The 25,029-nt window shown below is 70.0% G+C and carries 22 protein-coding genes and 2 tRNA genes; 7 read left to right on the forward strand and 17 right to left on the reverse strand.

All coding sequences use genetic code 11. From position 1 onward, the window contains the following. Positions 1–74: 74 nt before the first annotated feature. The 6 genes from AC07EQ_RS24810 to gltX form a co-directional block, all read right to left on the reverse strand. On the reverse strand, positions 75–818 hold the full coding sequence (locus AC07EQ_RS24810) for a DJ-1/PfpI family protein (protein WP_478390283.1): 744 nt from the start codon (positions 816–818) through the stop codon (positions 75–77). Then, positions 815–1,831, reverse strand: a complete 1,017-nt coding sequence (locus AC07EQ_RS24815; RefSeq protein ID WP_478390284.1) for a GlxA family transcriptional regulator — start codon at positions 1,829–1,831, stop codon at positions 815–817. Before AC07EQ_RS24815 ends, AC07EQ_RS24810 begins: the two co-directional genes overlap by 4 nt. Before the next feature lie 512 nt (positions 1,832–2,343). Beyond that, positions 2,344–2,416: transfer RNA gene (locus tag AC07EQ_RS24820), tRNA-Glu, on the reverse strand. A 33-nt stretch (positions 2,417–2,449) separates the two neighbouring features. Next, positions 2,450–2,521 (reverse strand) — tRNA-Gln (locus tag AC07EQ_RS24825). A 175-nt stretch (positions 2,522–2,696) separates the two neighbouring features. Beyond that, positions 2,697–3,470, reverse strand: a complete 774-nt coding sequence (locus AC07EQ_RS24830; RefSeq protein ID WP_478390285.1) for an HAD family hydrolase — start codon at positions 3,468–3,470, stop codon at positions 2,697–2,699. 334 nt (positions 3,471–3,804) lie between these two features. Further along, positions 3,805–5,301 carry a glutamate--tRNA ligase gene (gene gltX / locus AC07EQ_RS24835; protein WP_478390286.1) on the reverse strand — a complete coding sequence of 499 codons (1,497 nt, stop codon included), beginning with the start codon at positions 5,299–5,301 and terminating at the stop codon, positions 3,805–3,807. A 103-nt stretch (positions 5,302–5,404) separates the two neighbouring features. Between gltX and AC07EQ_RS24840 the strand changes: the two genes are divergently transcribed. Next, positions 5,405–6,634 carry an FAD-dependent oxidoreductase gene (locus tag AC07EQ_RS24840; RefSeq protein ID WP_478390287.1) on the forward strand — a complete coding sequence of 410 codons (1,230 nt, stop codon included), beginning with the start codon at positions 5,405–5,407 and terminating at the stop codon, positions 6,632–6,634. A gap of 375 nt (positions 6,635–7,009) precedes the next feature. Here AC07EQ_RS24840 and AC07EQ_RS24845 read toward each other — a convergent pair whose 3' ends face one another. The 10 genes from AC07EQ_RS24845 to AC07EQ_RS24890 all read right to left on the reverse strand — a co-directional run bounded on the left by AC07EQ_RS24845 (position 7,010) and on the right by AC07EQ_RS24890 (position 18,208). Continuing rightward, entirely contained in the window at positions 7,010–7,792 is a 783-nt protein-coding gene (locus tag AC07EQ_RS24845) for a fumarylacetoacetate hydrolase family protein (protein WP_132484708.1), read from the reverse strand. Positions 7,793–7,979: 187 nt separating this feature from the next. Continuing rightward, complete coding sequence (cimA, locus tag AC07EQ_RS24850; protein WP_478390288.1) at positions 7,980–9,614, reverse strand: citramalate synthase; 1,635 nt, start codon at positions 9,612–9,614, stop codon at positions 7,980–7,982. Positions 9,615–9,838: 224 nt separating this feature from the next. Continuing rightward, a complete protein-coding gene (locus AC07EQ_RS24855; protein ID WP_132484704.1) occupies positions 9,839–10,165 on the reverse strand; it encodes an ArsR/SmtB family transcription factor in 327 nt (108 codons plus the stop codon). Beyond that, positions 10,162–10,605: an SRPBCC domain-containing protein gene (locus tag AC07EQ_RS24860; protein ID WP_478390289.1), complete on the reverse strand. Its 444-nt coding sequence runs from the start codon at positions 10,603–10,605 to the stop codon at positions 10,162–10,164. Before AC07EQ_RS24860 ends, AC07EQ_RS24855 begins: the two co-directional genes overlap by 4 nt. Positions 10,606–10,734: 129 nt before the next feature. Then, entirely contained in the window at positions 10,735–11,778 is a 1,044-nt protein-coding gene (locus tag AC07EQ_RS24865) for a 3-isopropylmalate dehydrogenase (protein ID WP_478390290.1), read from the reverse strand. A 215-nt stretch (positions 11,779–11,993) separates the two neighbouring features. Continuing rightward, positions 11,994–13,589 (reverse strand): phosphoglycerate dehydrogenase, encoded by a 1,596-nt coding sequence (serA, locus tag AC07EQ_RS24870; RefSeq protein ID WP_358575678.1) that lies wholly within the window; start codon positions 13,587–13,589, stop codon positions 11,994–11,996. Positions 13,590–14,168: 579 nt separating this feature from the next. Next, positions 14,169–14,414, reverse strand: coding sequence for a DUF397 domain-containing protein (locus AC07EQ_RS24875; protein WP_478390291.1), 246 nt, complete (start codon positions 14,412–14,414; stop codon positions 14,169–14,171). Between the two features lie 173 nt (positions 14,415–14,587). Further along, the gene (gene ilvC, locus AC07EQ_RS24880; protein WP_132484696.1) at positions 14,588–15,583 is read right to left on the reverse strand and encodes a ketol-acid reductoisomerase; all 996 of its coding nucleotides are present in this window, start codon (positions 15,581–15,583) and stop codon (positions 14,588–14,590) included. Positions 15,584–15,729: 146 nt separating this feature from the next. Beyond that, a complete protein-coding gene (ilvN, locus tag AC07EQ_RS24885) occupies positions 15,730–16,236 on the reverse strand; it encodes an acetolactate synthase small subunit (RefSeq protein ID WP_093262582.1) in 507 nt (168 codons plus the stop codon). A 139-nt stretch (positions 16,237–16,375) separates the two neighbouring features. Beyond that, a complete protein-coding gene (locus AC07EQ_RS24890; protein WP_478390292.1) occupies positions 16,376–18,208 on the reverse strand; it encodes an acetolactate synthase large subunit in 1,833 nt (610 codons plus the stop codon). A 412-nt stretch (positions 18,209–18,620) separates the two neighbouring features. On the opposite strand from AC07EQ_RS24890, the gene AC07EQ_RS24895 reads away from it, so the two are divergent. From AC07EQ_RS24895 to AC07EQ_RS24910, 4 genes are all read left to right on the forward strand, one after another. Then, positions 18,621–19,166, forward strand: a complete 546-nt coding sequence (locus tag AC07EQ_RS24895) for a PH domain-containing protein (protein WP_478390293.1) — start codon at positions 18,621–18,623, stop codon at positions 19,164–19,166. Positions 19,167–19,496: 330 nt separating this feature from the next. Beyond that, positions 19,497–21,341 (forward strand): dihydroxy-acid dehydratase, encoded by a 1,845-nt coding sequence (gene ilvD / locus AC07EQ_RS24900; protein WP_478390294.1) that lies wholly within the window; start codon positions 19,497–19,499, stop codon positions 21,339–21,341. 115 nt (positions 21,342–21,456) lie between these two features. Beyond that, a complete protein-coding gene (locus tag AC07EQ_RS24905) occupies positions 21,457–21,633 on the forward strand; it encodes a hypothetical protein (RefSeq protein WP_478390295.1) in 177 nt (58 codons plus the stop codon). Beyond that, complete coding sequence (locus tag AC07EQ_RS24910; protein WP_478390296.1) at positions 21,630–21,752, forward strand: hypothetical protein; 123 nt, start codon at positions 21,630–21,632, stop codon at positions 21,750–21,752. The genes AC07EQ_RS24905 and AC07EQ_RS24910 overlap by 4 nt, the downstream gene beginning before the upstream one ends. Before the next feature lie 69 nt (positions 21,753–21,821). Here AC07EQ_RS24910 and AC07EQ_RS24915 read toward each other — a convergent pair whose 3' ends face one another. Beyond that, a complete protein-coding gene (locus tag AC07EQ_RS24915) occupies positions 21,822–22,607 on the reverse strand; it encodes a DoxX family protein (protein ID WP_478390297.1) in 786 nt (261 codons plus the stop codon). A 112-nt stretch (positions 22,608–22,719) separates the two neighbouring features. Here AC07EQ_RS24915 and AC07EQ_RS24920 point away from each other — a divergent pair, with 112 nt between their 5' ends. Both AC07EQ_RS24920 and AC07EQ_RS24925 read left to right on the forward strand, forming a co-directional pair. Beyond that, complete coding sequence (locus AC07EQ_RS24920) at positions 22,720–23,685, forward strand: alpha/beta fold hydrolase (protein WP_478390298.1); 966 nt, start codon at positions 22,720–22,722, stop codon at positions 23,683–23,685. A 189-nt stretch (positions 23,686–23,874) separates the two neighbouring features. After that, entirely contained in the window at positions 23,875–25,017 is a 1,143-nt protein-coding gene (locus AC07EQ_RS24925; RefSeq protein WP_478390299.1) for a PQQ-dependent sugar dehydrogenase, read from the forward strand. The last annotated feature ends 12 nt before the right edge of the window (positions 25,018–25,029 follow it).

Genomic DNA, 25,029 nt, shown 5'->3' on the forward strand with positions numbered 1-25,029 from the left:
ATCACCTCGAACACCCACCCCCCGGCAAGCGGGGCTCAACGCCCCGGAGGCGCCGCTTCCGGGGCGTTGACGAGCTACTTCTGCGATTCGGCGACCAGCCGGAGGGCGAGTTCCTTGAGCTCCGGGCTCGCGGTGGCGGCGTTGCCGGATTCGAACGGCGGGTGCGGGTCGTATTCGACGGCGAGCTGGATGCCGCGGGCGATCTCGTCGCCGGCGAGGCGGGCGGCCAGGAAGAGCGCCATGTCGATGCCCGCCGAAACGCCTGCGGCGGTGATGACCTTGCCGACCTGGACGTACCGCTCTGGCACGTACTTCACGCCGAAGGTGCTCTCCAGGTAGCTCGCCGAGGCCCAGTACGTGGTCGCGCGGTCGCGGAGCAGACCGGCCGCGCCGAGGATCAGCGAGCCGGTGCAGACCGATGTGGTCCACGTCGTGCGCCGGTCCACGCGGCGGATCCAGTCGGTCAGAGCCGGGTTCTCCATCGCGGCGACCGTGCCGCGCTCTCCGGCGCCCGGGACGAGCAGCACGTCCAACCGGTCCACCTCAGCGATCGACCGCTCGGCCATCACCGAGACCTGGCGCGTGTCGGTGCGGACCGGGCCGCGGCGCTCGGCGATCATCGTGACGGTCGCGCCAGGCAGCCGGGACAACAGCTCGGCCGGGCCGGTGGGGTCCAGCAGGCTGAAACCGTCGTAGAGCAGGATTCCGATCCGCGGGCCGCTGCCTTCCGCGATGGCGGTGCCGGCCGGGATGCCGAATGCCGCGACGGCAGCCATGCCGGCGAGCATTGTCCGGCGGGTCGTTGGTTGACTCGTCATGCCCGGGGAGTCTTGGCGGTTTCCGGGTCGAGCGGACGGGGCATGTCCGCCATCCTGCGAATCTTGTCCCCGGTGACCCCGTAGTGGTCGAGGAAGGCTTGGCGCAGCGTCGTCGCCGACCGGAACCCGCACCGGCGCGCGACAGCGGCCAGCGACAGCTCGCTGGCCCGCACCAGCTGCGCGGCGGCCTCGGTCCGCGCAAGCCGCACAGCGCGAGCCGGAGTGGTGCCCAGATGCGTGGCGAACAGCCGGTTGAGGTGTCTGCTGGTAACTCCGGCGCGTGCGGCCAGCGCGGTCGGGCTCAGATCGTCGGCGAGGTTGGCGGTGATGTGCGCGAGCAGGTCCCGAACGAGCCGGTTGCTGGGCGGCGGAGCGGCCAGGAAGGTGCTGATCTGCGCCTGATCGGCCGGACGGTGCAGGTAGGTCACGAGTTCCCGGGCGACTTCACGAGCCAGGGTCGGGCCGTGGTCGTCTTCGATCAAAGCGAGCGTGAGGTCCAGTGCGCTGGTGACCCCGGCGGACGTGTAGACGTTGCCGTCCCGGATGTACAGCGGAGCGGGATCCACGGTCACGGAAGGAAATTCGGCGGCGAGGGATGCGCCGTACCCCCAGTGAGTGGTGACCCGCCGCTCGTCGAGCAACCCGGCGGCGGCCAGCACGAAGGTGCCGGTGCATACGGAAGCGATCCGCCGGCTCCGCTGAGCCAACCGCCGAACCTGCCCCAAGAGTCGCTGATCGGTGGCGGCGGCCCAAGTCCCGGCTCCACCAACAACGAGCAAGGTGTCGACCTCCCCGGTCAAGGACGCCAAGCGTCGTGCGCCCCCAACGACGATCCCGGAAGAACTACGCGCCCCGGCCCCGGAAACGGTGGCCAACTCGACGACGTAAGGAGGAGAGGCCCCATGAGAGTTGGCAACCTCCAAAGCCCCACAAGGACAAGCGACATCAAGGATCTGAGCCCCGTCATAAGCAACAACGACGAAGCGACGCCCAAGTCCCCCACCAAGCCCCACAAGAAAAAGCTACCGCCCCAAAAAAGAAGAACCCACCCCAAACCCCCAACAACCCCACCCAAACAAACCCCACCCAACCCAACAAAGCCAAGCCCCAACCAAGCCCCAACCAAAGCACAGGGCCACCACCCCAAAAGCCCAACCAAAGCGCAGAGCCACCCCAAAAGCCCAAGCGAAGCGCAGAGCGAACCCCAAGCACCCAAGCGAAGCGCAGGGCCAGCCAACCCCAAAGGCCCAAGCGAAGCGCAGGGCCGGCAAACCCCCAACGCCCAAGCGAAGCGCAGGGCCGACCAACTCCGAAGGCCCGCATAAAGGCAACCCGGCTCCAAAGGCCCAGATCAGGCTGAACCTCCAGGCTGGTCGGCAACCCAGGCCGGGTACCCCACGAAAAGCGATGGAGCCCACAAAAAGCAACCCCCGCACCGTGGGGGGCATGGGGGGCTCGGCCCCCCAATCAAAAAACGGAAAGAGCCCCATCTGCGCCTTCCGCAGATGGGGCTCCCCCACTCTTGTAGTCCCGACGGGATTTGAACCCGCGCTACCGCCTTGAGAGGGCGGCGTCCTAGGCCGCTAGACGACGGGACCGCGTTGTTGAGTGATCACGAGGTGATCAGCTCGCTGGGGTACCAGGACTCGAACCTAGACTAACTGAACCAGAATCAGTCGTGCTGCCAATTACACCATACCCCATGGTGCCGGATGGCCAGCTCGGTTTTCCGATCTCCTCTGGGAGAAGTTCGGGCTCCGGGCCGCTGCCCTCCGTGTTGATAAGAATATTAGACCATCCCTTCAGAGGCCCGAAAATCGCCCCCCTCTTTTGGGGATCGTCGCAGGTGGCGTCGGGGTCAGCGGCCCGGCGGCGGGGTCAGCGGCCGACCAGCTCGGCGGTCCGGCGCGGTGGCCGCGCGGGGGCGGGGACGGCGGGCAGGTCGGCGACGAGGAGTTCGGGCAGCTGGTGGAGGCCCGTGATGGTCGGCACGTTCGCGGCCGGGTCCTGGTTGCCGCCGCGGTTGAGCCAGATGCCGTGCAGGCCGGCGCGGGCGGCGCCGAGGGCGTCGATGTCGAGCTTGTCCCCGACGTGGGCGACTTCGCCGGGGCGCAGGCCGAGCGCGTCGCAAGCGGTGTGGAAGATGCGCGGGTCCGGTTTGGCGACGCCGATCTCGGCGGAGATGATCAGTTCGTCGAAGGCGTCGGCGAGGCCGACGGCGGCGATCTTCTTGCGCTGGTAGGCGCTGGGCGCGTTGGTGATCACGGCGAGCCGGAGGCCGCTGGCGCGGAGCCAGTCGAGGCATGGCCAGGCGTCGTCGTAGAGGGTCCAGGCGCGCTGCATGGCGGCCATTCGCAGGGTTTCGCGGCGCGCCGCTTCGGCGGTGTCGAGTTTCTCGCCGAAGGCCGCGAAGAACGCTTGGGTGCGTTCGACGCACATCGCGTCGAAGTCGACCTCGTTGGTGACGTACCGCGCGTAGTGCTGATCCGTGGTGCGCTGCCACACCGGCCAGGCGCGGTCGGTGCCGACGAGCTCCCGCAGGCTGTGCCGCGCCGCTCGTCCGCTGTCGAGCAGGGTGTCGTCGAAATCGAGGCAGACCGCTTTGATCTGTCCGAGTTCGTGGGTGGTCGGTGTTTCAGGCGCGGATGTCACTCCGAGAGGCTAGGCGCTCACCCGCTGCGTCCGACTCGGCCAACACGGTGATCCTGTTGGCCTGTTTCGGTTGAGTCCGGTTGGCGGCGGCGGTCGTGAGCGCGAGGTGTGTTCTCGCACTCACGACCGACCGGCAGGCTCGTTTCCTTTGAAGCGGCGCAGCCGCTTAGCGCACCCGCGCAACCCGCCCCGCCGCGGGTTCTCAGGGGTCTTCTCGCGAGGACGCCCCGACGTGGTGAATCGGCATTCATCACGTCGGGGATCCCACAGCGAGAAGACGACCGAAATTCCCGCAGGGGGCCGCCACCCAGGACGAGCCTGGAAGATCCGCTGCTCAGCCGAGGGCCTTGCGTAGGCGTTCGAGGGAGATGTCTCGGCCGAGGAGTTCCATCGACTCGTAGAGCGGCGGTGACACCGTGCGACCGGTGATCGCCACGCGGACCGGCGCGAAGGCCTTGCGGGGCTTGATGCCGAGGCCGTCGACGACGGAGTCCTTCAGCGCCTGCTCGATGGCCGCCGTGGTCCATTCGGGCAGCGCGTCGAGGGCGTTGATGGCGGCTTCCAGGACCGGCTTGGCGTCTTCACCGAGGGCCTTCTCCGCGGAGGCGGGTTCGGGCGCGAAGTCGTCGCCGGCGAACAGGAAGGCCATCATGCCGACGGCGTCGGAGAGCACGATCAGCCGCTCCTGCACCAGCGGCGCGGCGGCGCGCACGGTGGCGAGCTGCTGCTCGGTCGGCTCGGCCGGGAGCACGCCGCCCTGGACGAGGTAGGGCACCACGCGGTCGACGAACTCGTCGGGCGCGAGGGCGCGCAGGTGCGTGGAGTTGATCGCGTCGGCCTTCTTCTGGTCGAAGCGCGCCGGGTTGGCGCTGACGCGACCGATCTCGAAGGCGTCCACCATCTCCTCGAGGCTGAACACGTCGCGGTCGTCGGAGATGGACCAGCCGAGCAGCGCGAGGTAGTTCAGCAGGCCTTCCGGCAGGAAACCCCGGTCGCGGTGGTGGAACAGGTTGGACTGCGGGTCGCGCTTGGAGAGCTTCTTGTTGCCTTCGCCCATGACGAACGGCAGGTGGCCGAACTCGGGGGTGAAGTCGGTGACCCCGATGCGCTGCAGCGCCTCGTAGAGCGCGATCTGGCGGGGCGTGGAGGACAGCAGGTCTTCGCCGCGCAGCACGTGGGTGATGCGCATCAGCGCGTCGTCGACCGGGTTGGTGAGGGTGTAGAGCGGGTCGCCGTTGCCGCGCACCAGCACGGGGTCCGGGACGCTGCCCGCGGGGAAGGTGATCTCGCCGCGCACCAGGTCGGTGAAGGCGATGTCGCGGTCGGGCATCCGCAGGCGCAGCACGGGCTTGCGGCCCTCGGCGCGGTAGCCGGCGATCTGCTCGTCGGTGAGGTCCCGGTCGAAGTTGTCGTAGCCCAGCTTGGGGTCGCGGCCCTTGGCCTTGTGGCGGGCTTCGACCTCTTCCGGGCTGGAGTAGGACTCGTAGAGCTCGCCGGCGGCCAGCAGTCGCTGCGCGACGTCGGCGTAGATGTCGCGCCGCTCGCTCTGCCGGTAGGGGCCGTAGGGGCCGCCGACCTCGGGGCCTTCGTCCCAGTCGAGGCCCAACCAGCGCAGCGCATCGAGGATCGCCTGGTAGGACTCCTCGGAGTCCCGGTTGGCGTCGGTGTCCTCGATGCGGAACACCAGGGTGCCCTTGTTGTGCCGGGCGAACGCCCAGTTGTAGAGGGCGGTGCGGATGAGGCCGACGTGCGGTGTCCCGGTCGGCGAGGGGCAGAACCGGGCGCGAACGGTCCTGGCGTCGGCTTGTGCTGCGGCTTCTGGCGTGCTCATAACACATCCAGCGTAGTCATTCGCCGTCGGCGGTTGACGGGCGCATCCGGGGAGGGCATCCTGAGTTTATTCAACACCCGTTGAAAAACTGGAGGGGATCGCAATGGAGCGGACCACCTGCTGCGTGATCGGCGGCGGGCCGGCGGGCATGGTGCTGGGGCTGCTGCTCGCCAGGGCCGGCGTCGAGGTGACCGTGCTGGAGAAGCACGGCGACTTCCTGCGGGACTTCCGGGGCGACACGGTGCACCCCACCACGCTGCAGCTCCTCGACGACCTGGGGCTGGCCGAGCGGTTCGCCGAACTCCCGCAGCGCCGCCTGAGCCAGGTGCGACTGCCGATCGGCCCGGCGGGCGAGCTGTTCACCATCGGCGACTTCAAGTCGTTGAAGGTGAAGTACAACTACATCGCGATGGTCCCGCAGTGGGACTTCCTGGACATGCTGGCCGACGCGGGCAAGCAGGAGCCGACGTTCACCCTGCGGATGAACACCGAGGCGACGGAGCTGATCCGGGAACGCGGCCGCGTCAACGGGGTGCGCTACCGCACCGCCGACGGCGAGACCGGCGAGCTGCGCGCCACCATCACGGTGGCCTGCGACGGCCGGAAGTCGTTCGTGCGCGAGATGCCCGAACTCGGGCTGCGGGACTTCCCGACGCCGATGGACGTCCGGTGGTTCCAGGTCCCGCGGCAGGCCGGTGATCCCGCGGGCGGCATCGGCCTGATCCGGGAACGCACCTTCACCGCCATGTTCGACCGCGGCGACTACTTCCAGGTCGCGTCGATCATCGGCAAGGGCACCGACGCGGAGGGCCGCAGCCGGCCCATCGAGGAGCTCAACGAACGCCTGGCCCGCTTCTTCCCGTGGCTGGCCGGGCGGGACCTGGTGCGCAGCTGGGACGACGTCAAGGTGCTGCACGTGACCCTGGACCGGTTGCGCAAGTGGCACGTGCCGGGCCTGCTGTGCATCGGCGACGCGGCGCACGCGATGTCACCGGTCGGCGGCATCGGCATCAACCTGGCGGTGCAGGACGCCGTCGCGGCGGCCCGCCACCTGGCCGGGCCGCTGCGCGACGGTCGTCTGGAGCGCAAGCACGTCGCGGCGGTGCAGCGGCGGCGCTGGCCGACGACGGTGCTGGTCCAGCGGCTGCAGCGGGTGATCCACGAGAACGTGATCTCCCCGGCGCTGCGCGGGGAAATCGACTTCGGCGACACCGCGCGCCTGCCGCTGCCCCTGCGAGCGGTCTCGAACGTGCCGTGGCTGCGCAGGATCCCCGCGTACGTCCTCGCCTACGGCGCGGTCCGCGAGCGCCCGCCCAAGGCGGCCCTCCGCTGACGACCGGACCGCGGACGTCCGCAATTTCCATTGAGGTTTTTCCAGCCTCGTTTTGGGTGGCGGTGCGGGTGGCGGAACCTCAGAGGCTCCCTGGACTGTGGGTGCCCTGACTGATGTATGCCCAATACACGGCGTCAGGGCCGTCCTCGCCAGGAAACCTCTGAGAACCCGCGGCGGTGCACGTGTCGTAGGTGGGCTATGCGCCTGCGGCGCATGCGACACCCCATCTACGTGCGGCTTTGCGGCCCGCGGCTTCGCGGCCGACCAGGATGAAAAACGCTCATTGCAATCGAACCTTCGATTGCAATGGAAATTGCGGACCCTCGAGACCTGGCGGGGTCGCGTCGGCACGTGAACGGGGCCGGGAACCCGGAATCAGCCCTGCTGGACCGGGTTGGTCAGGGTGCCCAGGCCGTCGATGGAGACCGAGACCTTCTGGCCCGCCTGCATCGGGCCCACGCCCGCCGGGGTTCCGGTGAGGATCACGTCTCCCGGCAGCAGCGTCATCACCCGCGAGATCCACGACACGAGCGCCGCGATGTCGTGGATCTGCAGCGACGTCCGCGAGTTCTGCTTGAGCTCGCCGTCCAGTTCGGTGCGGATCGCCAGGTCCGACGGGCTCACCGAGGTGTCGATCCACGGGCCCAGCGGGCAGAACGTGTCGTAGCCCTTGGCCCGCGTCCACTGCCCGTCGGCCTGCTGCTGGTCGCGCGCGGTCACGTCGTTGGCGATCGTGTAGCCCAGCAGCACCTCGGTGCCCCGTGCCTCCGGCACGTCCTTGCACGGCTGCCCGACGACGGCGGCGAGTTCGCCCTCGAAGTCCACCCGCTCGGAGTTCGGCGGCAGCTTGATGGCGGCGTTGGGGCCGATCACCGTGGTCGACGGCTTCATGAAGATCACCGGGTTCTCCGGCGGTTCCGAGCCCATCTCGCGGGCGTGCTCGGCGTAGTTCTTGCCCACGCAGATGACCTTGGTGGGCAGGATCGGGGCCAGCAGCCGGACATCGGCCATCGGCCACTTGCGACCGGTGAACGTCGGGTCGCCGAACGGGTGCTGGTCGATCTCGACCGCCAGGACCTTCTCCTGCGGTGCGGCCGGATCCGGCTCCAGTGCGACGAAGGACACCCCGTCGGAGTGGGCGACACGTGCCAAGCGCAAGACGAACCTCCGGAATCGAAAGTGGACCGTCACCAGCGTAACGCCGCGAAAGCGAATGCCCGTGCGCGGTTGTCGCGGCAAGAGCCGCGCGAGTGTTCGTGGCGACCACCGTCACTCACGACCGGGTGCGATGTGTCGTGAGTGGCAATGGTCGTCACAGCGACCACAACCACTCACGACCGGATCGCTACCGGGCAGCGGCCGCGTTGCGCCGCAGGGCCTTGTACACCAGCGCGTCGCAGAGCGCGAGCCAGCTCGCCTCGACGATGTTGCCGTGCACGCCCACCGTGGTCCACTCCTCCTCGCCGTCGCGGGATTCCACGAGCACGCGGGTGACCGCGTCGGTGCCTGGCGCGTCGATGAGGATGCGCACCTTGTAGTCGGCCAGCTCAACGGATTCCAGCCAGGGCAGGTGCGGGACCAGCGCCTTGCGCAGCGCCGCGTCGAGGGCGTTGACGGGCCCGTTCCCTTCTGCGGTGGCGATCACGCGCTCCCCCGCGACGTGCACCTTGACCGTCGCTTCGGAAACCGTCTCGCCGTCCGATCGGTGGTCGAGCACGACGCGGTAGGACTCCAGCTCGAACGGCGCCTCGACCGGATCGCCGTCGGCCACGGCGGCCATTTCGCCGCGCAGCAGCAGTTCCAGCGACGCGTCGGCCGCTTCGAAGGACCAGCCGCGCGCTTCCAGCTCCTTCACCCGGCGCACCGCGCCGGTGACGGCGGCCGGCGATTCCGCGAGGTCGAGGCCGAGCTCGGCGCCCTTGAGCTCCAGGCTGGCGCGCCCCGCCATCTCGGTGACCAGCACCCGCATCCCGTTGCCCACCAGCGCCGGATCGATGTGGTTGTACAGCTCGGGGTCCACTTTGATCGCGCTCGCGTGCAGCCCCGCCTTGTGCGCGAAGGTCGACTGGCCGACGTAGGCCTGGTGCGTGTCCGGCGCGAGGTTGGCGATCTCGGCCAGCGCGTGCGAAACCCTGGTCAGCTCGCGCAGCTTTCCCGCCGGCAACACCGGCATCTCCAGTTTCGCGGCGAGATTGCCGATCACGGCGAACAGATCCGCGTTGCCCGCCCGCTCCCCGTAGCCGTTGGCGGTGCACTGCACGTGGGTCGCGCCGGCCTGCACGGCGGCGACGCTGTTGGCCACCGCGCAGCCGGTGTCGTCCTGGCAGTGGATGCCGACGCGGAATCCCGTGCGCGACACGACTTCGCGGACCGTCTCGGCCAGTTGCAGAGGCAGCTGCCCGCCGTTGGTGTCGCACAGCACGACGACGTCGGCGCCCGCGCCGGCGGCGGCGTCCAGCACGCGCAGCGAGGTGTCGGGATCGAAGGCATAGCCGTCGAAGAAGTGCTCGGCGTCGAGGAACACCCGGCGCCCCTCCCCCACCAGGTAGCGCACCGTGTCGGCGACCATCGCGCAGTTCTCGGCCACATCGGTGCGCAGCGCCCGCTCGATGTGCCGTCGGTCCGATTTGGCCACCAGGGTCACCACCGGGGCGCGCGACTCCAGCAGCGCCCGCACCTGCGGATCTTCGTCCACTTTGGTCCCGGCCCGCCGGGTGGCGCCGAAGGCGACGAGGGCGGCGTGCTGGAGGTCGAGTTCCCCTTCGGCGGCGCGGTGGAAGAACTCCGTGTCCTTGGGCAGCGCGCCGGGCCAGCCGCCTTCGATGAAGCCGACGCCCAGCGAATCCAGCAGCCGCGCGACGGCGAGCTTGTCGGTGACGGAGTAGGAAATGCCCTCGCGCTGCGCGCCGTCCCGAAGGGTCGTGTCGTAGACGTGGAAGTCGTCGCCCAGCGGCGTTCCGGCCGGGTTGGTGCGGGTCACTGGATTTCTCCCGTCGGCGTCGGAGATGAGGTGGAGCGGCGGCGCAGGCAACAAAAAAGACCCCCCGCAGATGCGAGAGGTCAGCGCGCCGGGGTGCGGAATCGTCTACCCGGCGCGCTCGCCAATAATGATCACACTGCGGAAAGCCACGCACCCATGCTGCCACAACCCGGCACCGGACCACCAGATGGCCGCGCCTTCCCACCATCCGGGCGGCAACCGGCCTACTGCCCGGATTCGGCGCGGCGCTTGATCGCCGCCAGCCGCCGGTCCCACCGCGCGGCGCGGGACGCCAGCCAGCGCGCCGTCGCCGCCAGCGGCTCCGAGCGGATCGCGAAGCGGACCTCCCGCCCCACCCGGTTCGAGGTCACCAGGCCCGCGTTCTCCAGCACCGCCAGGTGCTTGACGACCGCCTGCCGCGACACCGGCAGCGCGGCGGCCAGCGCCGTCGCGCTGGCCTCACCGCGCTCGCCGAGCAGGTCCACGAGCTGCCGCCTGGTCGGGTCGGCCAGCGCCGCCAGCACCTCGTCGACCTCACCGTGCTCCGTCACGCCTGCTGCTTCTCCACCTTCTGCTTGACCTCGTCCAGCACCTGCTCCCAGCCGCCGGTGTTGTCGTCGACCGCGCCGCGCCGCGCTTCCTCCGATGCGGCGAGCGCGGCGAACCCGCTCTCGACCACGCGCAGCCGGGTCGTTCCGTCCTCTTCGGTCAGGGTGAACTCGACCAGCGTCGAGTTGCCCGCCGCGGGGTCCTCGCCGGGGAAGGCGCTCGCCCAGCGGTAGGCGAGGTAGCGGTGGGGTTCCAGCTTCTCGATCAGCTGCGGGAAGGTGCCGTAGTCGGCGTGCTCCGAGACCAGCCGGCTGCCCTCGCCGACCTCGACGCCGGCCGGATCCGCCTCGCCGAGCCAGAACTCGGGTTCCAGCAGCGCCGCCCACACCTGCTCCGCAGGCGCCTCGATGACGATCTCGCGTTCGATCAGGTCGGAAACCATGTCCACTCCAATCCACGGTTGTGCAACCCCAGGGTTGCACTCCATCGTCCCATGCGCAACCCGCAGGTTGCACGTGAGAGCGACGAAGAGGGCGCCCCACCGGGGACGCCCTCGACGCGATGAACGAGATCAGGACTGCGGGGCGACCTCGCGGGAGGAGACCAGCGCCGCGAGGCGGTCGCCGATCGCGAAGGTCGCACCCGGCGACGAGTGGTCGCGGGTGGCCAGGTCGAACGCCACCGACGCCTCGACCCGCTTGGCGGCCTCGGTCAGGCCGACGTGGTCGAGCAGCATCGCGACCGACAGCACCGCCGCGGTCGGGTCCGCCACGCCCTGCCCGGCGATGTCCGGCGCGCTGCCGTGCACCGGCTCGAACATGCTCGGGTTGCGGCGGGTGGCGTCGATGTTGCCGCTGGCCGCCAGGCCGATGCCACCGGTGATGGCGCCGGCCAGGTCGGTGATGATGTCGCCGAAGAGGTTGTCGGTGACGATCACGTCGAACCGGGACGGGTCGGTGACCAGGTGGATCGTGGTGGCGTCCACGTGCTGGTAGGCCACGGTGACGTCCGGGTACTGCAGCGAGACCTCTTCCACCACGCGCGACCACAAGGATCCGGCGTGGGTGAGCACGTTGGTCTTGTGCACCAGCGTCAGGTGCTTGCGCGGCCGGGAGGCGGCGCGGGCGAACGCGTCGCGCACCACCCGCTCCACGCCGAACGCGGTGTTGATGCTGACCTCGGTCGCGATCTCGTGCGTGGTGTCCTTGCGGAGCAGACCACCGTTGCCCACGTACGGACCCTCGGTGCCCTCGCGGACCACGACCATGTCGATCTCGCCGGGGTCGGCCACCGGGCTCTTCACGCCCGGGTAGAGCCGGGCCGGCCGCAGGTTCACGTGGTGGTCGAGCTCGAAGCGCAGCCGCAGCAGCAGGCCGCGCTCCAGGATGCCGCTGGGCACCGTCGGGTCGCCGACGGCGCCGAGCAGGATCGCGTCGTGCTGGCGGAGTTCACCCAGCACGGACTCGGGCAGCAGCTCCCCGGTCGCGTGCCAGCGCGCCGCTCCCAGGTCGTAACGAGTGATCTCGGTATCCGGCACCACCTCGCCGAGGACCTTGAGTGCCTCGGCAATAACCTCCGGCCCGATCCCGTCGCCGGGGATCACAGCGAGCCGCATCTACACACCTCCCGAGAACCACCCCGACCCGCGGGGCTCGAACTGTTGAGCCGAAGGCTACCGGCACGACTGCGGGCAGCGGCATGCCGGGCCCACCAAGTGGATGATATGTCCCGGAGTGTGGGACACCCATTGGAGTGAGATGACCATCGGTCCCTGGTACGACACGGGGGCCATCCCACATCGTGGAACGGCCCCCGTGTCACTCGTCCGAGTTACTCGAAGCTGACGGTGCGCACGATGCGCGCACCGACCGCAGCGCCGATCGGCTCCAGCACGCCCGGCTCGACCGGACGGTCCACGCGCAGCAGCATGATCGCGTCCGAGCGCTCCGTGGTCTGGCTGACCATCGCCGCCTCGATGTTCACGCCGACCTCGCCGAGCAGGGTGCCGACCCGGCCCATCACGCCCGGCCGGTCCGGGTACTCCAGCAGCAGCACGTTGCCCTCGGCCCGCAGGTCGAAGTGCCGGCCGTTGACCTCGACCAGCTTCTCCACCTGGTTCGACCCGGACAGCGCGCCCGAGACCACGGCGGTGCGGCCGTCCGGCAGGCCCGCGCGCACCGACACCACGCTGCGGTGGTTCGGGCTCTCCGAGGAGGTCTTGACCTCCACCTGCACGCCCAGGTCCTCGGCCAGCTGCGGCGCGTTGACGAAGGTCACCTGGTTCTCCACGGCACCGGCGAAAACGCCGCGCAGCGCCGCCAGCTGCAGCACCGAGACGTCCTCGTCGGCCAGCTCGCCGCGGGCCTCGATGGTCACCGAGCTCGGCGTGCTGCCGACCAGTGCGGCCAGCACCTGGCCCAGCTTCTGGGTCAGCGACAGGTACGGGCGGACCTCCTCGCCGACCACGCCGCCCTGCACGTTGACGGCGTCCGGCACGAAGTCGCCGCGCAGCGCCAGCCGCACCGAGCGGGCCACGTCGGTGCCCGCGCGGTCCTGCGCCTCCACGGTGGACGCGCCCAGGTGCGGGGTGACGACCACGTTGGACAGCTCGAACAGCGGGCTCTCGGTGGTCGGCTCGGTCTTGAAGACGTCGATGCCCGCGCCGCCGATCTGGCCGTTGCGCAGCGCGTCGACCAGCGCGTCCTCGTCGATCAGGCCGCCGCGGGCGGCGTTGACGACCAGCAGGCCCGGCTTGGCCTTCTTCAGCTCCTCGGCACCGATGAGGCCGAGCGTCTCGGCGGTCTTCGGCAGGTGGATGGAGATCGCGTCGGCGCGGGCCAGCAGCTCGTCGAGCGTGACCAGCTCGATGCCCAGCTGCGCGGCGCGACCGGCCGACACGTAGGGGTCGTAGGCGATCAGCTTGGTGCCGAAGGCGGCGACGCGCTGCGCGAACAGCTGGCCGATCTTGCCCAGGCCGACCACGCCGACGGTCTTGCCGTTGAGCTCGACGCCGGTGTAGGAGCTGCGCTTCCACTCGCCGTTCTTGAGGCTGGCGTCGGCCTGCGCGACGTTGCGCGCCACCGCGAGCAGCAGCGCCATCGCGTGCTCGGCGGCCGAGACGATGTTGGAAGTGGGGGCGTTGACCACCATCACGCCGCGCTCGGTGGCGGCGGGCACCTCGACGTTGTCCAGGCCGACCCCGGCGCGGGCGACGACCTTGAGCTTCTTCGCCGCCGACAGCACCTCGGCGTCGACCTTGGTGGCGGAGCGGACCAGCAGCGCATCGGCGTCGGCGACGGCGTCGAGCAACGCCGGCCGGTCGGTGCCGTCCACGTTGCGGATCTCGACCTCGTCCCCGAGGGCGTCGATCACGGACGGTGCCAGCTTCTCGGCGATCAGGACGACAGGACGGCTTGCGTTGGTCACGGGCGAACTCCATTTTGAAGATCACGGTCGGCACGGCGATGTGCCCGGACGGGGTCGAAGTTTAACGGGAGTTTGAGAAAGCGTTCACAAGGGTGTAGCCCGGATCACCGGTCCGGAATCGCCCGCCCGTTAAACCCGATTCTTCGGCATTGTCGCAGATCAACCAGGCCGCGAACACAACGCGCAACGCCGCGGGGACGCGTTGTCACCCATGCGGCTGCCGGGCCACCGGTCGCCCCGAGGCACGGCTACCGCCGGTACGCGCGCCGGCCTCCTGGCATCCAACGTGACCGCCGTTTCTTCTGACGCCTGCACGAGCGAGATTCGCCTTCCGCCGAAACGCATCCGCCGCCGCGACGCCGAACTCCACACACGCGGGACGTACCGCAAGCGGCGCAGCCGCTTAGCCCACCCCCGGAACCGGCGCGGGTTCTCAGAAGTCTTCTCGCGAGGACAGCCCCGACGCCGCGTATCGGTCATACACAAGTCGGGGATCCCACAGCCGAGAAGGCTTCTGTAACTCCCGCAGGGGGGCCGCTACCCGCACCGCCACGCAGGACGAGCCGTTCACTCGAAAGATCACGGCTCGTCGAACTCGCCGTCCTTGGCTCCGGCGACGAACGCGTCCCACTCCTCGGGAGTGAAGACCAGGACCGGACCCTCCGGTTCGGCGCCGTTGCGCATGCCGATGTAGCCGTCCACGAAGGCGATCTCGACGCCCGGCTCGTCCGGGTCGTCCGTGCTGGTGATCCACTCCGCGTCGGTGAAGTCGAGCTGGTGGCGGATGTGCGCCTTGTTGTCGACGATCTCGTTGTCTGCACTCACGATGCGTACCTTATCCCTCACTCGCAGCGATCGGTTTCCCCCTTTGGCAACTGGGAAAGCCGCCCCGGGAACCTACCGGGAAGGCCGAGGCCCGGTGATCCCTCGTGGGGCTCACCGGGCCTTTTCGCATCGGCCGGACGCGCGGTCGGCGCGCCGCCGAGGATCGCGGGTCCTTACTTGTTGGTCCAGGACATCAGCGAACGCAGCTTCTTGCCGACCTCTTCGATCTGGTGGGCGTTGCCCTCGGCCTGCAGCTTGGTGAAGTTCGGGCGCCCGGCCTCGTCCTCGGCCACCCACTCCTTGGCGAAGGTGCCGTCCTGGACCTCGCTCAGGATCTTGCGCATCGACTCCTTGACGTGGGCGTCGATCACCCGCGGGCCGCGGCTGAGGTCGCCGTACTCGGCGGTGTCGCTGATCGAGTACCGCTGGCCGGCGATGCCGCCCTCCCACATCAGGTCCACGATCAGCTTGAGCTCGTGCAGGACCTCGAAGTAGGCGATCTCCGGCTGGTAGCCGGCCTCGACCAGCACCTCGAAGCCGGTCTGCACCAGGGCGCTCGCGCCACCGCAGAGGACCGCCTGCTCACCGAACAGGTCGGTCTCGGTCTCCTCCTTGAAGGTGGTCTTGATGACGCCGGCCCGCGCGCCACCGATGGCGGCGGCGTAGGACAGCGCCAGCGCCTGGGCGTTGCCGGAGGCGTCCTGCTCGACCGCGATCAGGCAGGGCACGCCCTTGCCGTCGACGAACTGGCGGCGCACCAGGTGGCCCGGGCCCTTCGGGGCGACCATGGCGACGTCGACGTCCGCCGGCGGCTGGATCAGGCCGTAGCGGATGTTGAAGCCGTGGCCGAAGAACAGCGCGTCGCCCTGCTTCAGGTTCGGCGCGATGTCGTTGGCGTAGATCTCGCGCTGCTTGGTGTCGGGCGCGAGGATCATGATCAGGTCGGCTTCCGCGGCGGCCTCGGCCGGGGTGAGCACCCGCAGGCCCTCCTCCTCCGCCTTGGCGCGCGACTTGGAGCCCTCCGGGAGGCCGACCCGCACGTCGACACCCGAGTCCCGCAGGCTCAGCGCGTGGGCGTGGCCCTGGCTGCCGTAGCCGATGACCGCGACCTTGCGCCCCTGGACGATGCCCAGGTCGGCGTCCGCGTCGTAGAAGATTTCAACTGCCATGGTGATTCAGCGTTTCCTTTCGGGACTTCTTCGTACCCGCCGCCGAATGCGGTGGTCTTCTCGCCCGGGGTACCCGCCAGGACGGCTCCGCGGACGAATTCGGCGACAGGTTCTTCGGTTTTCGGCCCTGTGGCGGGAGCGCCGGATCAGCGCACTGCGGTGGCCGTGATGGAACGCGGGCCACGCCCGATCGCGATCGTTCCCGACTGCACCATCTCGCGGACGCCGTAAGGTTCCAGCATTCGCAGCAGCGCGTCGAGCTTATCGGCGGTACCGGTGGCCTCGATGGTCAGCGCCTCCGGCGAGACGTCCACCACTTTCGCGCGGAACAGCTGCACCGTCTCCAGCACCTGGCTGCGCACCGACGCGTCGGCGCGGACCTTGACCAGCAGCAGCTCCCGCTGCACCGCGGCATCGGTCTCCAGCTCCACGATCTTGATCACGTTGACCAGCTTGTTGAGCTGCTTGGTGACCTGCTCCAGCGGCTGGTCGGAGACGGCGACCACGATCGTCATCCGGGAGATCTCCGGGTGCTCGGTCGGGCCGACCGCGAGCGACTCGATGTTGAAGCTGCGCCGGGAGAACAGGCCGGACACCCGGGCTAGCACCCCGGGGACGTTCTCCACCAGCACGCTCAGCGTGTGTCGGGTCATGGGCGCAGTCCCGCCTCTCCGAGATTCGCAGTTGTGGTTGCGTCCAGCTCGATCGCTCGTTTCGAGGTTCCTTGTGGCTGGTTCGCGTCACGGTCCCCTGAGGTGCGGTTGAGCAGGACCGGGGTTGCCACGGGGCCGCTCATGCTTCCTCCTCGTCGAACAAGGGGCGGATGCCGCGCGCCGCCATGATCTCGTCGTTTCCGGTGCCCGCGGCCACCATCGGCCACACCTGGGCGTCCTTGCCCACCACGAAGTCGATCACGACGGGTCGGTCGTTGATCTCCATCGCCCGCTGGATGACGCTGTCGACGTCCTCTTTGGACTCGCACCGCAGGCCCGCGCAGCCGTAGGCCTCGGCCAGCAGTTTGAAGTCCGGGATGCGGTGCTTGTGGGTGCCGAGGTCACTGTGTGAGTAGCGCTCGGCGTAAAACAGGTTCTGCCACTGCCGGACCATACCGAGGTTGCCGTTGTTGATGACGGCCACCTTGATGGGGATGTCCTCGATGGCGCAGGTGGCGAGCTCCTGGTTGGTCATCTGGAAGCAGCCGTCGCCGTCGATGGCCCACACGGCCTTGTCCGGCGCGCCGGCCTTGGCGCCCATCGCGGCGGGCACCGCGTAGCCCATGGTCCCGAGGCCACCGGAGTTCAGCCAGGTGCGCGGGTTCTCGTAGCCGACGAACTGCGCGGCCCACATCTGGTGCTGGCCGACGCCGGCGGCGTAGATCGCCTCCGGCCCGACCAGCTTGCCCAGGCGCTCGATGACGTACTCCGGCGACAGGCTGCCGTCGGTCGGCCACTGGTAGCCCAGCGGGAACCGCTTGCGCAGGTCGTCGAGGTCCTCCCGCCAGGCCATCAGGTCCGCGGTGCCGTGCTGCTCGGTGGCCGCGGCGACCGCGTCGATCAGCTCGGCGATGACCTCCTTGCAGTCGCCGACGATCGGCACGTCCGCGTAGCGGTTCTTGGAGATCTCCGCCGGGTCGATGTCGGCGTGCACGACCTTGGCCTCCGGCGCGAACGACGACAGCTGGCCGGTGACCCGGTCGTCGAAGCGGGTGCCCAGCGCGATCAGCAGGTCGGCGCGCTGCATCGCGGCGACCGCGGCGACCGTGCCGTGCATGCCGGGCATGCCCATGTGCTGCGGGTGCGAGTCGGGGAACGCCCCGCGCGCCATCAGCGTGGTGACCACCGGGATGCCGGTGCGCTCGGCCAGCTGCCGCAGCTCGGCGTGCGCCTCGGCCTTGATGACCCCGCCGCCGACGTAGAGCACCGGGCGGTGCGCCTCGGTGATCAGCTTGGCGGCCTCCCGAACCTGCTTGCCGTGCGGCTTGCTGGTCGGCCGGTAGCCGGGCAGCTTCATCTCCGGCGGCCAGGAGAACGACATGGTCGCCTGCTGGACGTCCTTGGGGATGTCCACCAGCACCGGGCCGGGGCGGCCGCTGGCGGCGATGTAGAACGCCTCGGCGATGACCCGCGGCAGGTCCTCGGGGTCGGTGACCAGGAAGTTGTGCTTGGTGATCGGCAGCGTGATGCCGCAGATGTCGGCTTCCTGGAAGGCGTCGGTGCCGATCAGGCCGGTGCTCTGCTGACCGGTGATCGCGACGATCGGGACCGAGTCCATGTTGGCGTCGGCGAGCGCGGTGACCAGGTTCGTCGCCCCCGGGCCGGACGTCGCCATGCACACGCCGACCTTGCCGGTGGCCTGCGCGTAGCCGGTGGCCGCGTGCCCGGCGCCCTGCTCGTGGCGCACCAGGACGTGCCGGACCTTCTTCGAGTCGAGGAGCGGGTCGTAGGAGGGGAGGATCGTGCCGCCCGGAATCCCGAAGACGATCTCGCAGCCGACGGCCTCCAGCGAGCGCACCAGTGCCTGCGCACCGGTCATCTTCACTGGAGCACCGCTGGGCGGCGCGGGCTTGGGACGGCGTCCTGGCGGGGGCGCCGGGACCGGATTCTGCCGAGTATTGGCGCTGGTCATCGGGTCTGCCTCGGGGTCGGGAGTTGGACCGGACACGAAAAAACCCCCGCAGACCCCAATAGGCCTGACGAGGGTTGGCGCGTCGACGCTGCGAACTTCCTAGGCGTCGACGCGCCGGGGAAGTACGAGAATGTCGTGCAGTCGCAGCATGGCAAGGACGTTAATCAAAGCGACCCGCGACGTCAAACCATGCGGGACGATCTTCCCGCATGGTGGACGCCCGGGATGGCCCCGCACTGCCCCGGTCGCGACGATAATCCCAGCTCAGCGATGCCGTCCGGGGTGGTCCGCGCCGTGAGATGTGACGTGCGACGCGTGGGCCGTGCGCGTCGCGACCGTCACGCGGACGGCGGATCGCCGGCGGCCTTCGGCCGCTCACGGCCCCGGGAACCGCAGGTGAGACCATCGGGACGTGAGCGAGACCCCGCAGGAGCCCGAGCAGCCCGACGCCAAGCAGCCCGCCCCGGAGCCGTCCGACACCCAGTCCTCCGACGCGGAGCAGGCCGCTGAGCGCTCCGACGCGGAGCGGACCGCCGAGGCCGTCGACGCGGAGCAGGCCGCCCCGGCGGAGCCCGAGGGCCCGAAGTCCCTGACGTTCCGGATCACGCCGGTGGCGCTGCTGGGCGTGCTGGCGGTCATCGTCTGCGCCACCCCGCTGGCCACCACCGCCGGCACCTGGGCGCTGCTGATCTACCTGATCCCGCTCGGTCTGGCGGTGTGGATCCTGCGCACCCGCACCACGTTCGACGCCCAGCAGGTGGTGGCGCGCACCATGTTCGGCCGCACCAAGTTCGGCTGGGACGACGTGGTGTCGCTGCGGCTGGACGAGAAGCGCTGGCTCAAGGCCGTGCTGCGCTCCGGCAAGGAGGTCCAGCTCCCGGCGGTGCGGGTGCGCGACCTGCCGCGAGTGGCGGCGATCAGCGGTGGGCGGCTGCCCGACCCGACCACGCAGGAGTAATGTCGGCCGCACCGCAATTTCCCGCGCCCACAAGGCGCGGTCCGGGGGCGGGCCCGCAACGCCTCGCCGTCAGGCAAGTGGCGAAGCCACTTCCGGTGGTAGACCGCCGCCGCGACGCCCGACTCGCAAGGCCGAAAGCGGCCGCAAGCGGCGAAGCCGCTTAGCCCACCTGAGCAACTTGCACCGCCGCGGGTTCTCAGACGTCTTCTCGCGAGGACAGCCCCGACGCCGCGTATTGGTCATACGCAAGTCGGGGATCCCGGAGTCGAGAAGGCTTCTGAGGTTCCGCTACCTGCACCGCCACGCAAACCGAGTTTGGAAACCTTCACAATGCCTCAGTTGCGTTCCCGCACTACGACGCACGGACGGAATGCCGCCGGCGCCCGCTCGCTGTGGCGTGCCACCGGCATGACCGACGACGACTTCGGCAAGCCCATCGTGGCGATCGCCAACTCCTACACCCAGTTCGTGCCCGGCCACGTGCACCTGCGCGACCTCGGCGACGTGGTCGCCGCCACCATCCGCGAGGCCGGGGGCGTGCCGCGCGAGTTCCACACCATCGCGGTGGACGACGGCATCGCGATGGGTCACAGCGGGATGCTCTACTCGCTGCCCTCGCGCGAGCTGATCGCCGACTCGGTGGAGTACATGGTCAATGCGCACCAGGCCGACGCGCTGGTGTGCATCTCCAACTGCGACAAGATCACGCCCGGCATGCTCAACGCCGCGATGCGGCTGAACATCCCGGCGGTGTTCGTCTCCGGCGGGCCGATGGAGGCCGGCAAGGCGGTCGTGGTGGACGGCGTGGCGCAGGCACCGACCGACCTGATCACGGCGATCTCGGCGTCCGCGAGCCCGGCGGTGGACGAGGAGGGGCTCTCGGAGGTCGAGCGGTCGGCCTGCCCGACGTGCGGTTCGTGCTCGGGCATGTTCACCGCGAACTCGATGAACTGCCTCACCGAGGCCCTCGGCCTGGCGCTGCCCGGCAACGGGTCCACGCTGGCGACCCACGCCGCGCGCCGCGCCCTGTTCGAGGAGGCCGGCCGCACGGTGGTGCGCATCGCGAAGCGCTACTACGGCGAGGACGACGAGTCGGTGCTGCCGCGCTCGGTCGCGAACAAGAAGGCGTTCGAGAACGCGATGGCGCTGGACATGGCCATGGGCGGTTCCACGAACACGGTGCTGCACACGCTGGCGGCGGCGCTCGAGGGCGAGATCGACTTCTCGCTGGACGACATCGCGGAGACCAGCCGCCGGGTGCCGTGCCTGTCGAAGGTGAGCCCGAACTCCGACTACCACATGGAGGACGTGCACCGGGCCGGTGGCATCAGCGCGATCATGGGCGAGCTCGACCGGGCGGGCCTGCTGCACCGCGACGTTTCGTCGGTGCACAGCGCGAGCCTGACCGAGTGGCTGTCCAAATGGGACATCCGCGGCGAGTCGCCGTCCGCGGAGGCCATCGAGCTGTTCCACGCGGCGCCGGGCGGGGTCCGCACCACGAAGGCGTTCTCCACGGAGAACCGCTGGTCCTCTTTGGACACCGACGCCGAGAACGGCTGCATCCGCGATGCCGCGCACGCCTACACCGCCGACGGCGGCCTGGCGGTGCTCAAGGGAAACCTCGCCGAGGAAGGCGCGGTGATCAAGACCGCCGGCGTCGATGAGGATCTCTGGCACTTCCAGGGTCCGGCGCGCGTGGTGGAGAGCCAGGAGCAGGCCGTGTCGGTGATCCTGAACAAGGAGATCCAGCCGGGCGAGGTGCTGGTGGTCCGCTACGAGGGTCCGGCGGGCGGCCCGGGCATGCAGGAGATGCTGCACCCGACGGCCTTCCTGAAGGGCTCGGGCCTGGGCAAGAAGTGCGCGCTGATCACCGACGGCCGGTTCTCCGGCGGTTCGTCGGGCCTGTCGATCGGCCACATCTCCCCGGAGGCGGCCAACGGCGGCGTGATCGGCCTGGTGGAGAACGGCGACCAGATCCTGATCGACGTCCGCGAGCGCAAGCTGGAACTGCTCGTCCCCGAGGAGGTCCTGGCCGAGCGCCGCGCCAAGATGGACGCCGGCGAGCACCCGTGGCAGCCGGTGGGCCGCGACCGCAAGGTCACGGCGGCGCTGCGCGCCTACGCCCGCTTCGCCACCTCCGCCTCCTACGGAGCGGTCCGCGACGTCAACAAGTGATCGACCTGCCGAACGCGAGGGGCATCCGTCACCGGGTGCCCCTTTCGTTTTGCCCGAAGCGGGCGGCCGCCGCTTTGTACTGTTGATCCGTCCGGTCGCGGTTGGGGAGGTTGCGGTGGTTTCGGGTGAGGTTGCCGAGCTGGTGAGCGCGGCGCGGTCGGGCGACGAGCGGGCGTTCGGCGAGTTGGCCGGGCGCTACCGCCGGGAACTCCGGGTGCACTGCTACCGGATGCTGGGGACACCGACAACGGGATCCGTTCGCTCGACCGGCTCGTCGGCACCTGGGAAGTGAGCGGCGAGGCCACCGGCCGCGTCACCTACTCGTGGTTGCCGGGCGGTCACTTCCTGAAGCAGGAGATCGACCTCGAACAGGGCGGCAGGCGGGTGACCGGGATGACCCGGGTCCGGTAGCGCCTCGCGAAAGACGAAGCGGGGGCGCGCACTCGGCGTGCGCGCCCCCGCTTCCGGGTCGTCCCGCGGTCAGGGGTGGTGGAACAAGATCAGGACCGCTGCGGACGCGGCGACCGCGATGATCAGGGCGATGAACCCGAAGATCAGCGGGCGGCGGAACCACACGCGCCCGTAGTCCAGGGCCACCCGGCCGGGGCCGGTGAACATCAGGCCGAGGCCCAGCACGCCGAGCGTCGCCTCGAACTCGAAACCACCGGAGGCGGCGAAGAACCCGGCGCCGAGCTTGAGGAAGATCGCGTTGCCCATCACGCCGACGATGCCGGCGGCGGCCAGCGGCGTGAACAGGCCCAGCACCAGCAGCGCGCCCGCGCCGAGCTCGGTGCCGCCGGTGACGAGGGCCAGCATGGCGCTGTTCTCGAAGCCCATCTTGCCCAGCGCCATGGCGAAGCCGTCCGGGCCGGGACCGCCGAGGACGCCGAAGAGCTTCTGCGCGCCGTGGGCGAGGAAGATCCCGCCCAGCGCCAGTCGCAGGATCAGCAGGCCGAGGTCGGTGCCCGCGTTCCAGCCGAAGGGCTTGCGCGGGTCGCCGCCGAGGTCGTCGTAGTAGTCGCCCGCTGCCGCGCCGCCGCGCTGGTCGACCATGGACGTGGCTTCGGCGTCGCTGTAGCCGTCATCGTCGTCGTAGTAGTTGTACTTCTGCGCGCTGAGGCTCTGCGTGCTCCGCGCACCGGATGCGCCTTGCGCGGCACTCGGTGCACCCTGCGAACCCGCTCCGGGTTGCTGGGCGTGCGCGCCGTAGTTGCGATCGTCGGGGTAGCCGCCCGCACCGCCGGGGCGATCGTCGTGAATCCTCACGCCGGACGAGGCTAGGGCATGGTCACCCCAACGTGCGAGCCTTTCCGGCAAAAGCTTCCCGACACGTGATTTGTTCGATACTGCGCACACCCGGCTGGGGGAAAATGGTTCGATGGCCGATCAGCTGTTCCGGGAGTTCGACGTTTTCGCAGGTGGCGCGCGGCCCCGGGAATGGGCGTCCGCGCATTGGGCGCCGGAGACCGCAGCGCCGCAGGCGGTTCTGATGTGCCCGGAGCTCGGTGCCGCGCCCGAAATTCTTCCGGTGGATTCGTCGGCCCGAATGCTGGGCTGGACACCGGAGAACAACCATTCCGGCACGCTCGGTGATCAAGTGGACGACGCTTTGGCCGTGCTCGACGACGCGGAGGTGAAGGACTGCACCGTCGTCGGCTGGTCGGCGGGCACGGTGGTGGCGGTCGAACTCGCCCGGCGGTTCCCGGACCGGGTCCGCGGCCTGATGCTCCTCGCCGGGCCGCCGACGGCGGCCGCGGACGCGCTGCTCGGGGCGCTCGGCGTGCCGGAGCTCGCCCGGCGGCTGCTCGCCGCGGGCGGCTCCGCCTCGCTGCAGGTCTTCGGCGGCCTGCTGACGTCGATCACGTCCCGGCTGCCGGTCACGGAACTCGCGACGCAGCTCGTGCGGTGCAGCGGTCTGCTGCGCCCCGAGGCGAACCGGGAGGTCGCCGCGGCGGTGCTCCGGCAGCTGCTGCCCCAGGACTGGCAGTGGCACCTGGCGATGGGCCTCGTGTGGAACGCATCGGCCCGGAACCAGGTGACGGGGCTGAGCTGCCCGCTGACCGTCCTCACTGGACGGCACGACGTGCTGGCGGACTTCGCCGGCACCGCCAGGGCGGTCGGGGCGCTGCCGCAGGCGAGGGTGCGGCAGCTGGCGACGTCGCACTTCATCCCGTTCGAAGCCCCCGACGTGGTGCGCGAGGAGCTGGCCCTGCTGCTGCGCCGGGTGGAAGCGGTCGAGTGCGCCCGGCTCGGCATCGACCCGCCACCGCCACCGGTCCGGCGGATCAGCCTGCGCCTCCCGGAACCGGGCCCGCGCCGCCGCGCCGAACACCCCGACCACTGAACCCTGAACTTCCACATCCCGGAACAAGAGACCCGTTCACCGCAATTTCCATTGAAATCGAAGGTCCGATTTCCATTGAAATTGCGGACCGGCACCGCGGGCCGGAGCCGGGAAGGGTGTTGCGCACCGTCTCACCCTGGGTTCACCCGTCGGCCGATAGGGTCGGGCGTCGTGGCCGCCTCGTTTCGCATGCGTCGTCTTCTGCTGGGCATGACCGCCGTGCTCGGCACGCTGCTGGCCGGCTGCGCGCAGTTCCCCGACGAGCACCCCCGGCCGTGGGGCGACCCGCCCTCGCTGGAGCCGCAGGCCGGCCCCCAGCCCTCCTTCGAGAACGAGTCCTCGCCGCCGCCGGAATCCGGCAACTCGCCGCAGAAGCCGAACGCGCCGGTCGGGTGCGAGGACCCCGATCCGGCCGTGGTGGCCACCTGCCTGGATCCGGTCGGCGCGATCGCGGTGCTGCCCGGCGGCCAGGCCGCGCTCGTCGGCGAGCGCGCCACCGGGCGGGTGCTGCGCGTGCAGCGCGGCACGAAACCCGTTGAACTGGCCCGGATTCCGGTCGATCCGAGCGGCGGTGGCGGGCTCACCGGCCTCGCTCTCTCCCCCACGTACCACGAGGACGAGCTGTTCTACGCCTACGTCACGACCAGCAGCGACAACCAGGTCGTCCGGGTCGCGGCCGGGGACCGGCCCAAGCCGGTGCTGACCGGCATCCCGAAGGGTTCGACGGGCAACGCGGGGGCGATGCTCGACGACGGTCAAGGCTCGCTGCTGATCGCCACCGGCAACGCGGGCAGCCCGGCCAACGCCGCGAATCCGCAGTCGCTGGCGGGCAAGGTCCTGCGCATCGACAGTTCCGGCAAGCCCGCGGCGGGCAACCCGAACCCCACGTCGCCGGTGGTCGCCGCCGGGCTGACCTCGCCGGGCGGGCTGTGCGGCACGCCCGCGCTGGGCATGTACTGGGTGACCGACCGCAGCGGCGGCCAGGACGCCCTGTACCGGGTGCAACTCGGCGAGCCGCTGGGGTCGCCCGCGTGGACCTGGGCGGAGCGGCCCGGCGTGGCGGGGTGCGCCGCCGACCCGGCGCAGGTCGTGGTGGCGCTGACCGACGCCGCGGCGCTGTACACGCTGCACCCGGCGCCGGACGGCAGCTTCACCGGCCAGCCGACGAAGGTCATGGAGAAGACCTACGGGCGCTTCTCCGCCGCCGCGCTCGGCCCGGACGGCCTGATCTGGCTGGGCACGGCGAACAAGGACGGCGGCCAGCCGATCTCCAGCGACGACCGCGCCCTGCGCATCGAGTCGCCGTCCGCCGGCTCCGCGGGCAAGGACTGACCCCGGCAACTC

The organism is Saccharopolyspora sp. NPDC045839, from assembly GCF_056431645.1.